The following is a 12,375-nucleotide window of genomic DNA, read 5'->3' as shown; positions in this document are numbered from 1 at the left end:
AGTTCAACGCGAAGGTTGCGCCGAGCGCGGATGGGCGAGACATTCGACGGGCAGCAGCCGGCCGCCGCGGCAGCAGACGCATGCCTCGTCGTCGCTGATCGCCGCATGCGCGAAATTCGTCGTCAAATGACGCTCGCTATAGGCGGCGATCGTCTGTTCGATGCCGCGGTCGAACTCGGGTGTAACGAAATGGATGCCCCCTGTTGGTGCCGCGATCAGCGTGCCGTCGCGCGCGATCAGCTCGCCGTCCTTGAAGACGTAGGCCGGCATCGAGAACATGCGCTCGCGGTCGGCTTCGTCGCGATAGACGGCGATGTCGGCCGCCGCGCCCGCGCCGAGGTGTCCGCGATCGGTCAGGCCCAAGAGCCGCGCCGGACCGGCGCGCGTGATGATCGCGATCTCGTAGAAAGAGAACTCGCGCGTCAGCTGCGGCAGCGCGCTCGCGACCTGCGCCTCGGGATGCAGCTTCGCCAGCTGTTCGGCTCGAAACGAACGGTCCATCAGCAGCCGGATCAAGTGCGGATAGCTCGTGAACGGTCCGCCGTTCGGGTGATCCGTCGTCATCGCGACGCGCCACGGGTCGTCGACGAGCAGGAAAATCTCGAGCCCGATGATCCATTGCAGGGCGTTCACATAGCTCTTCTCGCGATAGCGGAACGGCACGATGCCGCAGCCCGCGTCGCACTCGATCTCGCCGAGGATCCACTTGCGCGGCTTCGCGAGCGGCGCGTTGCGAAACTGCATCATTGTGTCGCCCGACGCGGTCACGGTCTGGCCGAAGATGACTTGCCCGACATCGATCGAAACGTTCGGCCGTGCGTTCACGGCTTCGGCGATCGCGTGCGCCCCTGACGAGAACTTGCGCGGCCCTTCCGTTCCGTAGCTGTGGAACTGGATGTGGGTCAAATGGATCGGCAGGCCATCGGCCGCGTCCATCGTCGCGATCGTCGAAGCGATGTTGCCGGGCACGCCGAGATTGCTCGAATGCACGTGCAGCGGATGCGGAACGCGCAGCTCGGTCAACGCTCGCGTGAGCGTGCGGACGACGTCGCGTGGCGTGATGCCATAGCGCGCGTGCCGCTCGTCGACGTCGAGCGCGCGCTGGTTGAACTTGAACGCGGAGATGCCGCCCGGGTTCACGACCTTCACGCCGAGCGCCTTGCTCGCATTGAGCGTCCAGCCGACGTAGTCGCGCAGACGCTCGAAGTCCTCGCCCGACGAGAGCAGCTGCAGGAACAGCTCGTCGTTGCCGAGCATGACGTAGGCGCCATGGTCGATGATCGGCGTGTCACCCATCTCGAGGTGCGCGTGGCGCGCGTTGCTCGGCAACATCGCGGGCTCGAACGCGGCGGTGTAGCCCATCTCGGCATAGCGGTAGCCCGTGGCGAGCGTGCCTGGCGTGCAGGTGCCGCACGAGGGCAGGCGCAGGTAGCGGCCCGTCGCTTCTCGCTTCGACTCGTGTCCCTGCGCACCGCGCTCGGCACCGGCGGCGGCGTCGATCGATTCGAGCGCTTCGTGCATTTCGCGCACATCGCGCGTTGCGGCTGAAGTCGCCGCCAGCTCTCGACTCCGATGGTCTTCGGGCAGCAAGAGGCGCGAGAGATTCGTTTTTCCGCCGCCGATATGCGAGTGCATGTCGATGCCACCCGCCATGACGATCATGCCGGTCGCGTCGTACTCGCGGTCGACGGGCGAGCCGTCCGGCAAGGCGATGATGCGGCCGTCGCGGAACGCGATGTCACGGCGCTCGCCGTTCACGCCGTTGGCGGGATCGTAGACGGTGCCGCCTTTCAAACGGATCGTCGTCATGATCGGGCCTTCCGCGAGAATGCGGCGAGCCGCTCGTCGAGGCGCGAAGCGATCGTCGCGATCGTAGGCAGTGAGCTCGCGCGCGCGGCCGCGAGCGGCACGACGACGGTCGCGTCGAGTCGGAACAGATGGCCATCGCTATCGATGCCCGGCGTGGCCGCGGGAATGAACACGGTTGGCGCGCCGCGCGCGGCCGCCTGCTCCGCGAGCGCCGCGTGGCCGACGATGATGGCCGGAACGTCGGCCGCGAGCGCCGGCGGCCAAGGCGAGGGGGCGAGGGAGGCGACCCAGAGCAGCGCGTCGATATGACGGTCCGCGATGAGGCGGGTCGTGCGATAGCGATGCGCGTCGTGATCGAGGGAGGTTCCGCCGCTGCCGTCGCCGTCGCCGTCGCCGTCGTCGTCGCCGCGCGGGGCCGGCACGCGCAGCGGCAAAGGCAGACCCGAGAGCCAAGTGACGGCCTGATTGACCGTGAGGGCGCCGTCGGCGCCGCCGAGTGCGAATGTAGCCGCGCGCGTCTTGTCGTTGATCGCCTTCACGATTCGCTGCAGCCCTTCGATCAGAAGCGAGGCACCCGCCTGGCCGTGACTGCGCACCAAGGCCGCCGGCTCATAGACGAGCACGGCGTATTGCGCGACCGCGATTTTTTCGGCAAGCGACGAGAGTGCGTCGATTGTCGCGGTGCCGTCGTGCCGCAAGGTGCCGAGCGACGAAGGCAACCGTCCGAGCGAAAGCGCCGACCATAGCGCGACCAGATCGAATGGATCGGCGTGCGGCAGCATCGTTTCAGTGCGCACGTGCGGTGAACCCGCGGCGCCGGGATCAGCCTCGCAACCGACGAACACGTATTCGCGCGCGAACTCGGTCGCGCCGAGCATGCGTTCGTAAAAGCGCGGATAGCCTTCGGACGGGCGGCAGCCGAAGAAGATCAACAAGTCAGCGCGCGTCCGGAGCTCGGAAAGGGTCGCGAAAAACGAGCCTCGGTCCTGTACGACGCGCGTGGCGGCGCTCATCGCTTCGCCGTGCAAATGATCGAGCGTCGCACCGCACGAGGCCGCGAGCGCGTAAAGCGCGCGTGCGCCGGCCACATCGGTGGCGAGCGCGCCGAAGAGCGGGTGGCGCGATGCGCCGAGTATCTCGGCCGCGCGCTCGAGCGCCGCATCGAGAGCGACGGGTGTCCCGTCGACGAGAGCGGACAGTGCGTCGGAGGTGCTGAAGCCGGCGAGCGCTTGCGCAAGGCGGGGGCAGTCGTGCCCGCTCGCCGCGAGCGCGCCGTCGGACTGCGCGGTGATCGCGAGGTCGTCGCAAAGCAGCGGGCAGAACGGGCAGGTCCAATCAAGCACCGTGATGGGCGCAGCGGAATTCGATGCGTCTCGTGAGCCGGCGCTCGTCGGATCGTTGGGCGGAAATGACATGTCGCGGCTTCAGCAAGGTCTATGCCGGGGAGCGTCCGTGCGGATGCCTAAAACTCAGCGCGCGACGCACGGATCGGCGCAAGCCCGTTTCATCGCTGTGCGCGGCGGGCCGCCCTCATGGATTGTCGCCCCAACCTTCGCCCACTATGTGGTCGGACGATTGTTCCGGCTCGTGCGGGCGACCGCACGTGCGGGCCGTGCCGTTCCTGTACAGGTTGTGTGTCGTTTTGGAGCAGAGTGTCACCCGCGAAGCCTCGAGCGCGATATCGGCCCGCCGTCCGTTTTCATCCTTCACCGGACGGGCGCATGGCATGGAACTTGTGAGCAAGGTGTCCGTCGTGCAGCGCCGAGGCGATGAGCCAGCCTGTCGCGCCGGCCGCGGCAGCGGCCTCGAGATCCGCCTGGTCGCGGATGCCGCCGGCGCCGATGACAGTCGTGCCGAGTGGCGCGCGCTCGCGAATTCGCGTGAACGTCGCAAGGTCGGGACCTTCGTAGCTGCCCACTTGATCGAGCGTCATCGCGATGACCCGCGACGGCCACCAGGCTGAAGACCGATCGAGCGCGGCATCGCCGATCAGGCGGCCCGCGCGATGGTCGAGCGAAAGGATCGGTGCGAATCCGTCTGTCTCGGCCGCGCGCAGGGCATCCGGATCGCGCAGCGATTCGGTGCCGAAGATGGGAACGAGCGGTGCGAGCGGCGAGCGATCGCGAGAGGCGGTGCGGCTATCCGCGGAGTCGATTCGCTCGATTCGATCGAACAGCGCGCGCATCGCGGCATAGTCGGCAAAGCCTGCGTCGAGCCAGATTTCGATGTCGGGCAGCATCGAGCGCAGCGCGGCGATATGCGCGGCGTGGTCGCCGCGGCCGTGAGCGAGGATCGCGTCGAGGTCGGCGATGTAGAGGGTCGTCGCTCCGATCGCGGCGACGAGCGCGCGTGCGAGCGAAACCGGCTCGCTCGTGCGGGCGAGCGGCGAACGGATCGGGCGGTACGTCGCCCGTTCGCCGCGTTGGGCACGTACGGCGTGGCCGTCGAGCAAGTCGAGAACCGGTATTACCTGCATGGGGCATCCCTTGGCCAAGATTTTTGTCTACGAGTATCTCACCGGCGGCGGCATCGATCCGGCGCTCGCGTGCCAGGGCAGTATCGCCGATCTGTCCGCGCTGATCGGGGAAGGGCGCATGATGCGCAATGCGCTTGTTGCCTCGCTCGCGTCGATCGACGGTGTGAGCGTGACGTTCGCCTCGTCCCGTTTCGAGGCGTTCGATCGCGCCGCCGCGCATTACCGGCCGAACGCGGGCGAGGCCATACCGGCGTTCGTCGCCCGCATGGCGCGTGAGCACGATTACGCCTGGGTGATCGCGCCCGAATGTGACGGCTTGCTTGGGCAGCTTCACGATGCCGTCGGTGCCGAGCGCTGGCTCGGCTGCACCAAGGAGGCGATCCGCATCGCATCGAGCAAGAGCGCGACGTCCGCGCGGCTCGCCGCGCGCGGCATCGCGACGACGGAAGCGCTTGATCCGTTGAACCCGTTGAACTGCGCGGGGCCGGGCGACGGGCGTTGGGTCGTCAAACCCGACGACGGGGCGGGCAGCCTCGACACGTTCGTCTTCGATTCGTATGCCGCCGCGTGCGCCGACTACCAGAGGCGTCTCGCCGCGGGCGGCAGGCCCGTGCTGCAGGCGTGGGTCGAGGGCGAGCCGCTGAGCCTCTCGCTCGTTTGCCGGGAAGGCGACGCGGAGCTCGTCAGCGTCAATCGACAGCGGATCGATCTGATCGAGCGCCACGCACCGGGCACGCAGATGCGCGTCGTCGAGTTCAGTGGCGTGCTCGTCGACGCGATCGACCTAGACAGCCCTCGCGGGCGAACGCTGGCAACGCTCGCGAAGCGCGTGGCGGCGGCGATTCCCGGCCTGCGCGGATTCGTCGGCGTGGATCTCGTCTGGCATCCCGAGCGTGGGCCTGTCGTCGTCGAGATCAATCCGCGCCTGACGGTTGCCTACGCCGGCCTCGTCGCGGAAGACGACGGCCGCGCCCGCCGTCTCACGGAGGCGCTCCTTGCCGCGCACGGTGTGAGGCTCGCGCGATCGGCGCCGTCCGGTTACTTTGCGATGCGGGCCGCCTGCGGAGTCGCCTCGTGAGCGTGGCCGACTCGCTGCTCGCCAACGGCCCGTTCACGTTCGGCTGGGACGTGGGCGGCGCGCATCTGAAAGTGTCGCTGGCGGGCGCGGACGGCAGGGTGCTCGACGTCGGCCAGTGGGCCTGCCCGCTCTGGCAAGGTCTCGATCATCTGAACCGCACGATCGATCTCGTGTTCGCGCGCTGGCCGTCCGCACGCGGCGACGATGCCGAGCATGCGGTGACGATGACGGGCGAGATGGTCGACCTCTTTCCAAGCCGCGAAGACGGAGTGCGCGTACTGGCCGCTACCCTGGCCGAACGACTCGGGCCGCATCTGCGCATTTACGCGGGCGCGCTCGGGTGGCTCACGTCGGAAGAATGCGCATCGGGCTGGCGCAGCGTGGCTTCGGCGAACTGGATTGCCACGGCCAGCCTCGTGGCAACGTCGTTGACGAGCGCGATTCTCGTCGACATCGGCAGCACGACGACGGACATCGTGCCGATCGCGGGAGGCCGCGTCGCGGCGCGCTCGACCGACGATGCCGGCCGGCTCGCCACCGGCGAGCTCGTCTATCTGGGCGCCGTTCGTACGCCGCTTTGCGCGCTTGCGCAGCGCGTCGCGTTCGGCGGCGCCCAAGTGAATGTGATGAACGAGTGGTTCGCGACGACGGCGGACGTCTACCGGCTGACGGGCGAGCTCGATCCGGATTGCGATGTCCAGCCGAGCGCGGACCACGGCCCGAAGACGGAAGCGGGCAGCCGAGTGCGGCTCGCCCGGATGATCGGCCGCGATGCGGGCGACGCGACCGATGACGATTGGCACGCGTTCGCGATGCAATGGCGTACGTTGCAACTGCGTGAAACTGCGCTGAATCTGGCGCGTGTCGAGGCGGCGCATCAGGCGCTGGCGCATGCGCCCATCGTCGGCGCCGGTTGCGGGCGCTTTCTCGCGCGTGCGCTGGCGCGTGAGGAGGGGCGCGGCTATATCGACTTCGCGACGCTGGCAGGCGCATCGGCGCGGCTCGCCGATTGGACGGCGACTTGCGCGCCGAGCGTGGCCGTCGCGTTGCTCGCCACGCGGGAGCGGGCGGCGCGCGATCGGATGGCGGTTCGCGACCTGCGAGCGGCAGGGTCGGCGGGATGAGCGCTGCCGCGTGGAGGCGCGGCGGGGATTAACGATGGGCGGGAAAAAAGACCGCGAGCTTCGCAGCAATTGGCGGCGGAGGTTGGCGGGCCAAGGAACAGGTAGTGAATCGACGAGAGGATCCAGGTCATGTGGGTGGTCAAGATCGGGGGCAGCCTGAGTCACGACCCGACGTTGCGGATGTGGTTGACCGAGCTCGCCGAGGTGGGCGGCGGCCGCGTGGTGATCGTGCCGGGCGGCGGCGACTTCGCGGACAAGGTCCGTCAATACCAGGCCGAGTGGCGCTTCAACGATCTTGCGGCTCACAACATGTGCCTGTTGGCGATGACGCAATATGCGTTGCTGATGCAGGGGCTGCTGCCTGAGCTCGTGCTCGCGTCGAGCGAGGCGAAGATTCGGCGCGCGCTGCGCGCCGGCCGCGTGGCGGTATGGGTGCCCACGGCTTTGATGCGCGACACGCCCGATTCGATGAGCAACTGGGACACGACGTCGGACAGCCTCGCCGCATGGCTTTCGACGATGCTGAACGCGGAGCGGTTGATGGTCGTGAAGTCGTGCCCGATCGACGCCGACGAGCCGCTCGAGTCGCTGGCGGCGAATGGGGTCGTCGACCGGCGGTTCGTCGATTACGTGAGGGAAGCGAACTACCTCGTCGACCTTATCAGCAAGGACGATATCGAACTGATGCGCGACCGGTTGCTGAACCCGACGGCCGCGTGGGCGGCCGATCGGGCGGGGGGGATGGTCTAAGGGCGCGGCGAAAGCCGAACGTCGTCCTGCGACGCTGCCTCGCCGACCGTACCCGCCGGCCGGTGCAGCGCTTCGGCCCATTTGGCGACGCGGCCCGGGTCGATCGCCGAGCGGCGCCCGTCGACGCAAAGCGCTCCCCGAAAACCTGCCACGTCGGGCGCGAGCGCCAAAATTCGATCGAGCTGCGCCCAGCCGAGCGAGCCCGCGATTCCGCTCATCGCGCCGCGTTTGCGCGCGACGCCGAGCCAGCGCCCGAGCGTGGCTTCGTCGACATGGTCGAAGAGCGTCCGCCCGTCCTTGCCCGCCGTATCGAACATGATGCCGACGAAACCGAGCGACGCCGCGTGGTCGACGAGCTCGCCGTCGACGCCCCCGTCGCAGAGCAGCACCGGGACGACGGCGGCCGGCAGGTTCGCGAGCTCATCGAGGCAGCGGCGCGCCGCATGCCCGGGCCTTACGCCGACTTTCACGTAATCGACGCCGGCGTTGCTGACGTCGAGAACGCGCGCGGCGATCTCGTCGAACGCCTCCGTTTCGACATCGCCGATCGTCGCGCTGAGCGGTTTCACGGGATATTGCGCCCGCAGCGTCGTCGCGATCCGGCCGATCCGCTCGATCGGCAGCCCGCCGAGCGCGCCGTCATGGGGTTCCTTCAGGTCGATGAGCTCGGCCCCGGCAGCGGCGGCGGCAAACGCTTCTTCTTCCGAGCGAACGCTCGCAAGCAATGCGGTCATATCGATCTCCCGAAGTCGGACGATTTCAGTTTCAGTGGGAAGCGTGTTCGGCGGCCGCCGAGGCGCTCTGACGGTGGCGCGCAATGGCCGCGAGCAGCCATTCCCAAGCCGTGCGCTCGCGCTCGCCCGCCGTTTTGTCGATGGCAATCTGCAAATAGGCGATCTCTCGATCGACTTTCTCGGCCGGCAGCATGAAGAGCCGGCTCACGAGCACCGCGCCTTCGACGACGGCGGCCTGCGCGCGGTTGAATCCACGAAACGACTCGTGCTGCTCAGTGTGCACGCAGCGCATTCGCAGCACCGGACGCGTCTCATCGTCGTCGATGCGCTCGAGCTCGAGCTCGGTGTGCGCAAGCGATTCGGCAAGCCGCACGCTCGCGACGCGGCTCGCCGCCACTGTCGGCCAATCGGTCGCCGAGCGCGTCACGCAACCCGCGAAGACTCGCACGTCGGTCGTGAAATTGAGGACGGCCGCCCGCGTCGCCACGATGTTGTCGAGCGTCACTGACGGCCGAAACGGGGAAAGGATCGCGAAATCGTCCTCGTAGCGCACGCCCATCGGTGCGATATGAGGCCGGCCGTCATGCGCCGATGTGGTAACGATCGTCTCGAAGATCATGTCGGGAACGGTTACTCGGTAGCCTTGAGCACCTGCTCGTCGCAGTGACGATCGGCCGGCCGGTTTCGCGAAGGGACGAGAGCCGCGAGCCGCGGCTCCCGAAACGGCTTAGCGAGTCGCGATGTACATCGTGATTTCGAAGCCGAAACGCATGTCGGAATAGCTAGGTGTCGTCCATTGCATCGATAGTCCCTCCATACGGTTTTGCGAGAAATACCGACCGCTCGCCAGGCGCGATGCCGGATCTCGATCGGCCCCCGCGGCTACGCAAGCTCCATGCCGGCTCTTGCGCCGCATTTCGCCGCCTCTCGCCGCTTGCGCGCTCGTGTCGCGCCAAGTTGAGTATGACAGGTGTTACGCAATCGTGCAGGGCGATCGATCGACGACACCGCCGATTTCCGCGTCGCTTCGTTGCGCGCTGTCCGCCGCCTCCCACTCGCTCGACCTGTGTTACGAAAACGCAGCAAAGTGTGCCACCCGTCGCCGACACTACGGCCTTGCTTGTCACGCTTCGCTTTCAAATGCACTGCAACATGCGATGGTTCCGACACTGTCGCTGACGATCGGCCCCGATTGACTCGATTGGACAGGCGTCGTTCGGTCATGAGCGAAGGCGAAGAACTGGCCTTCTTCGTGTTTCTCCTGCATCCCGCAAACCCGCTCCGTCATCCGCAATCGATAAGGAGTCCTTTACTTTTCGCGAAGCAAATCGTGAATTTTCATTAGGGACGAGCTTGCTTACAGTGCGGATCAAGCGCTTCGATTTTCCCTTCGATTTCCCGCTTACGAAGCGCATCCGACACGAGGACACGTCATGAACGATTTCAGCCAGGCAGCCGTCCAGCCGGAGGCCAAGAAGCGCAATCGCTACGCCGCCGGCGTGCTGAAGTACCGCGAAATGGGCTATTGGCAGCCCGACTACACGCCGAAGGACACGGACGTCATCGCGCTCTTCCGCATCACGCCGCAAGAGGGCGTCGAGCCCGAGGAGGCGGCGGCGGCCGTGGCCGGCGAATCGTCGACGGCCACCTGGACCGTCGTGTGGACGGACCGCTTGACGGCTTGCGACATGTATCGCGCCAAGGCCTATCGGATCGAGCCGGTGCCCGGCGCGAGCGCCGCCGAGCCGCAGTACTTCGCCTATATCGCCTACGAGCTCGATCTGTTCGAGGAAGGATCGGTGGCCAACCTGACGGCCTCGATCATTGGCAATGTCTTCGGCTTCAAACCGCTCAAGGCGCTGCGCCTCGAAGACATGCGCATACCTGTTGCTTACCTGAAGACGTTCCAGGGGCCGCCGACGGGCATCATCGTCGAGCGGGAACGGCTCGACAAATACGGTCGGCCGTTGCTCGGCGCGACCGTGAAGCCGAAGCTGGGCCTGTCGGGCAAGAACTATGGACGCGTCGTCTACGAAGGATTGAAGGGCGGGCTCGACTTCCTGAAGGACGACGAGAACATCAACTCGCAGCCGTTCATGCATTGGCGCGACCGGTATCTCTTCGCGATGGAGGCCGTCAATCGCGCGCAAGCGGAGACGGGCGAAGTCAAGGGGCATTACCTGAACGTGACGGCGGGGACGATGGAGGACATGTACGAGCGCGCCGAATTCGCGAAGCAGCTGGGCTCGTGCATCGTCATGATCGATCTCGTAATCGGATGGACGGCGATTCAGTCGATGGCGCGCTGGGCGAGACGCAACGACATGATCCTGCATCTGCACCGGGCCGGGCACGGTACGTACACGCGGCAACGCAATCACGGCATCTCGTTCCGGGTCATCGCGAAGTGGACGCGCATGGCCGGCGTGGACCACGTGCATGCGGGCACGGCCGTCGGCAAGCTCGAGGGCGATCCGCTCTCCGTGCAGGGCTACTACAACGTGTGCCGCGAGGCGCGCAACGAGGTCGATCTGTCGCGCGGGATTTTCTTCGATCAACCGTGGGCCGGCCTGCGCAAGGTGATGCCCGTGGCGTCGGGCGGCATTCACGCGGGGCAGATGCATCAACTGGTCGATCTGTTCGGCGACGATGTCATCCTGCAGTTCGGCGGCGGCACCATCGGACACCCGGCCGGCATTCAGGCCGGCGCGATCGCCAATCGCGTCGCGCTCGAGGCGATGATCAAGGCGCGCAACGAGGGCCGCGACATCGCGCACGAGGGGCCCGACATTCTCGAGGCGGCGGCGCGTTTTTGCACGCCGCTCAAGCAGGCGCTCGATACGTGGAAGGACGTGACGTTCAACTACGCGTCGACCGATACGCCCGATTACGCCGTCACGCCGAGCGTGGCTTGAAGTTGTCCGTTGCGACGCGTCGTCGCTTACCGCACCGATCGAAGGTGCCAATCGCCAGCTTTTGGGGAGCTTTGTCATGCGCATTACGCAAGGGACGTTTTCCTTTCTGCCCGATCTCACCGACGAGGAAATCCGCCTGCAGATCGACTATGCCCTGAGTCAGGGCTGGGCATGCTCGGTCGAATTCACCGACGATCCGCACCCGCGCAACACGTACTGGGAGATGTGGGGTCTGCCGATGTTCGACCTGCGCGACGCGGCTGGCGTGCTGCAGGAAGTGCGCGCCTGCCGCGCCGCCTATCCGAACCACTACATCAAGGTCAACGCGTTCGATTCGGTGCGCGGCTTCGAGACGATGCGGCTCTCGTTCATCGTCAACCGGCCCGTCGAGGAGCCCGGCTTCCGGCTGACGCGCACGGACGGCGAGGGCCGCGTGCAGCGCTACAGCATGACGAGCTACGCCGGCGAGCGGCCCGCCGGCGAGCGCTATGGCGTCAAGCGTTGAGGGAGCCATCATGTCCGAAGAAAGCGTCGATCTGGCCCGGCTCTATCGCGATTCGGGAATCGCCGAGGTGCTCGACGAGCTCGATCGCGATCTCGTCGGTCTAGCGCCCGTCAAGACGAGGATTCGCGAGATCGCGGCGCTCCTCATCGTCGAGCGTGCCCGCTCGCAGCTCGATCTGGCGAGCGGACCCCCGACGCTGCACATGTGTTTTTCGGGCAATCCCGGCACAGGCAAGACGACGGTCGCGCTGCGCATGGCCGAGGTGCTGCACCGGCTCGGCTATATCCGCCGCAACCACCTCGTCTCGGTCACGCGCGACGATCTCGTCGGCCAGTACATCGGCCACACCGCGCCGAAGACGCGCGAAGTGCTCAAGCGCGCAATGGGCGGCGTGCTGTTCATCGACGAGGCCTACTACCTCTACCGCCCCGAGAACGAGCGCGATTACGGCCAGGAGGCGATCGAGATCCTGTTGCAGACGATGGAGAACCAGCGCGACGACCTCGTGGTCATTCTCGCGGGTTATGCGACAAGAATGGAAACCTTCTTTCAGAGCAACCCCGGCTTTCGGTCTCGAATCGCGCATCACATCGAGTTTCCCGATTATGAGGAGTCGGAACTGCTCGAAATCGCCGAGCGCATGCTCGCCTCGATGCATTACGAGTTCGATGCCGATTCGCGCAACGCGTTCGCCGAATACATCGCGCGCCGCACGCGGCAGCCGAACTTCGCGAATGCACGCTCGGTGCGCAACGCGCTCGACCGCGCGAGGTTGCGGCAAGCGCGGCGCCTCTTCGCCGCGGCGCTCTCGAATGGCCGGCCGACCGATACGCACACGCTGATGCGGATCACGGCCGAAGACATCCGCGCATCGCGCGTGTTTGCCGGCGAGAGTGCGCCCGCCGAACCGCGGACGATTGCGCAGGCGGCTCGCAAAGGCGAGACCGCGCCACCGCCCGGTCAGATAAGAGAACCCGCCTAGGA

The 12,375-nt window shown here is 66.7% G+C and carries 12 protein-coding genes; 6 read left to right on the top strand and 6 right to left on the bottom strand.

All coding sequences use genetic code 11. The annotated features are described in order from the left end of the window. Positions 1-3 precede the first annotated feature (3 nt). From C9I57_RS05775 to C9I57_RS05765, 3 genes are all read right to left on the bottom strand, one after another. A complete protein-coding gene (locus tag C9I57_RS05775) occupies positions 4-1,809 on the bottom strand; it encodes a formylmethanofuran dehydrogenase subunit A (protein WP_107149658.1) in 1,806 nt (601 codons plus the stop codon). Then, entirely contained in the window at positions 1,806-3,224 is a 1,419-nt protein-coding gene (locus C9I57_RS05770; RefSeq protein WP_107149657.1) for a formylmethanofuran dehydrogenase, read from the bottom strand. The genes C9I57_RS05775 and C9I57_RS05770 overlap by 4 nt, the downstream gene beginning before the upstream one ends. Positions 3,225-3,508: 284 nt before the next feature. Beyond that, positions 3,509-4,285 carry a HisA/HisF-related TIM barrel protein gene (locus tag C9I57_RS05765; RefSeq protein ID WP_107149656.1) on the bottom strand — a complete coding sequence of 259 codons (777 nt, stop codon included), beginning with the start codon at positions 4,283-4,285 and terminating at the stop codon, positions 3,509-3,511. A gap of 10 nt (positions 4,286-4,295) precedes the next feature. Between C9I57_RS05765 and C9I57_RS05760 the strand changes: the two genes are divergently transcribed. The 3 genes from C9I57_RS05760 to C9I57_RS05750 all read left to right on the top strand — a co-directional run bounded on the left by C9I57_RS05760 (position 4,296) and on the right by C9I57_RS05750 (position 7,237). Continuing rightward, on the top strand, positions 4,296-5,363 hold the full coding sequence (locus tag C9I57_RS05760) for an ATP-grasp domain-containing protein (protein WP_107149753.1): 1,068 nt from the start codon (positions 4,296-4,298) through the stop codon (positions 5,361-5,363). 2 nt (positions 5,364-5,365) lie between these two features. Continuing rightward, positions 5,366-6,487, top strand: a complete 1,122-nt coding sequence (locus tag C9I57_RS05755) for a hydantoinase/oxoprolinase family protein (protein WP_181321740.1) — start codon at positions 5,366-5,368, stop codon at positions 6,485-6,487. A 129-nt stretch (positions 6,488-6,616) separates the two neighbouring features. Then, entirely contained in the window at positions 6,617-7,237 is a 621-nt protein-coding gene (locus C9I57_RS05750; RefSeq protein WP_107149655.1) for an amino acid kinase family protein, read from the top strand. Here C9I57_RS05750 and C9I57_RS05745 read toward each other — a convergent pair. From C9I57_RS05745 to pqqA, 3 genes are all read right to left on the bottom strand, one after another. After that, the gene (locus C9I57_RS05745; RefSeq protein ID WP_107149654.1) at positions 7,234-7,971 is read right to left on the bottom strand and encodes a (5-formylfuran-3-yl)methyl phosphate synthase; all 738 of its coding nucleotides are present in this window, start codon (positions 7,969-7,971) and stop codon (positions 7,234-7,236) included. The two genes, C9I57_RS05750 and C9I57_RS05745, sit on opposite strands and share 4 nt — an antisense overlap. A gap of 31 nt (positions 7,972-8,002) precedes the next feature. Further along, positions 8,003-8,590, bottom strand: a complete 588-nt coding sequence (locus tag C9I57_RS05740) for a DUF447 domain-containing protein (protein WP_107149653.1) — start codon at positions 8,588-8,590, stop codon at positions 8,003-8,005. A 108-nt stretch (positions 8,591-8,698) separates the two neighbouring features. Next, positions 8,699-8,773 carry a pyrroloquinoline quinone precursor peptide PqqA gene (pqqA, locus tag C9I57_RS05735; protein WP_035468154.1) on the bottom strand — a complete coding sequence of 25 codons (75 nt, stop codon included), beginning with the start codon at positions 8,771-8,773 and terminating at the stop codon, positions 8,699-8,701. Between the two features lie 631 nt (positions 8,774-9,404). Between pqqA and C9I57_RS05730 the strand changes: the two genes are divergently transcribed. The 3 genes from C9I57_RS05730 (at position 9,405) to cbbX (ending at position 12,373) form a co-directional block, all read left to right on the top strand. After that, on the top strand, positions 9,405-10,886 hold the full coding sequence (locus tag C9I57_RS05730; protein WP_107149652.1) for a form I ribulose bisphosphate carboxylase large subunit: 1,482 nt from the start codon (positions 9,405-9,407) through the stop codon (positions 10,884-10,886). A gap of 76 nt (positions 10,887-10,962) precedes the next feature. Further along, positions 10,963-11,391: a ribulose bisphosphate carboxylase small subunit gene (locus C9I57_RS05725; protein ID WP_107149651.1), complete on the top strand. Its 429-nt coding sequence runs from the start codon at positions 10,963-10,965 to the stop codon at positions 11,389-11,391. A 10-nt stretch (positions 11,392-11,401) separates the two neighbouring features. Further along, a complete protein-coding gene (cbbX, locus tag C9I57_RS05720; RefSeq protein ID WP_107149650.1) occupies positions 11,402-12,373 on the top strand; it encodes a CbbX protein in 972 nt (323 codons plus the stop codon). Positions 12,374-12,375 lie beyond the last annotated feature (2 nt).

The organism is Trinickia symbiotica (assembly GCF_003028655.1).
GTDB lineage: Bacteria > Pseudomonadota > Gammaproteobacteria > Burkholderiales > Burkholderiaceae > Trinickia > Trinickia symbiotica_A.
The sequence above is the reverse complement of the archived record's forward strand: the minus strand, read 5'-3'. Positions and strand labels throughout refer to the sequence as shown.

Bases quoted from the DNA above. Each gene is read 5' to 3' on its own strand.
- C9I57_RS05740 (WP_107149653.1), bottom strand. From the start codon at position 8,590: ATGATCTTCGAGACGATCGTTACCACATCGGCGCATGACGGCCGGCCT.
- C9I57_RS05730 (WP_107149652.1), top strand. From the start codon at position 9,405: ATGAACGATTTCAGCCAGGCAGCCGTCCAGCCGGAGGCCAAGAAGCGC.
- C9I57_RS05775 (WP_107149658.1), bottom strand. From the start codon at position 1,809: ATGACGACGATCCGTTTGAAAGGCGGCACCGTCTACGATCCCGCCAAC.
- C9I57_RS05745 (WP_107149654.1), bottom strand. From the start codon at position 7,971: ATGACCGCATTGCTTGCGAGCGTTCGCTCGGAAGAAGAAGCGTTTGCC.
- C9I57_RS05765 (WP_107149656.1), bottom strand. From the start codon at position 4,285: ATGCAGGTAATACCGGTTCTCGACTTGCTCGACGGCCACGCCGTACGT.
- C9I57_RS05770 (WP_107149657.1), bottom strand. From the start codon at position 3,224: ATGTCATTTCCGCCCAACGATCCGACGAGCGCCGGCTCACGAGACGCA.
- cbbX (WP_107149650.1), top strand. From the start codon at position 11,402: ATGTCCGAAGAAAGCGTCGATCTGGCCCGGCTCTATCGCGATTCGGGA.
- C9I57_RS05725 (WP_107149651.1), top strand. From the start codon at position 10,963: ATGCGCATTACGCAAGGGACGTTTTCCTTTCTGCCCGATCTCACCGAC.
- C9I57_RS05750 (WP_107149655.1), top strand. From the start codon at position 6,617: ATGTGGGTGGTCAAGATCGGGGGCAGCCTGAGTCACGACCCGACGTTG.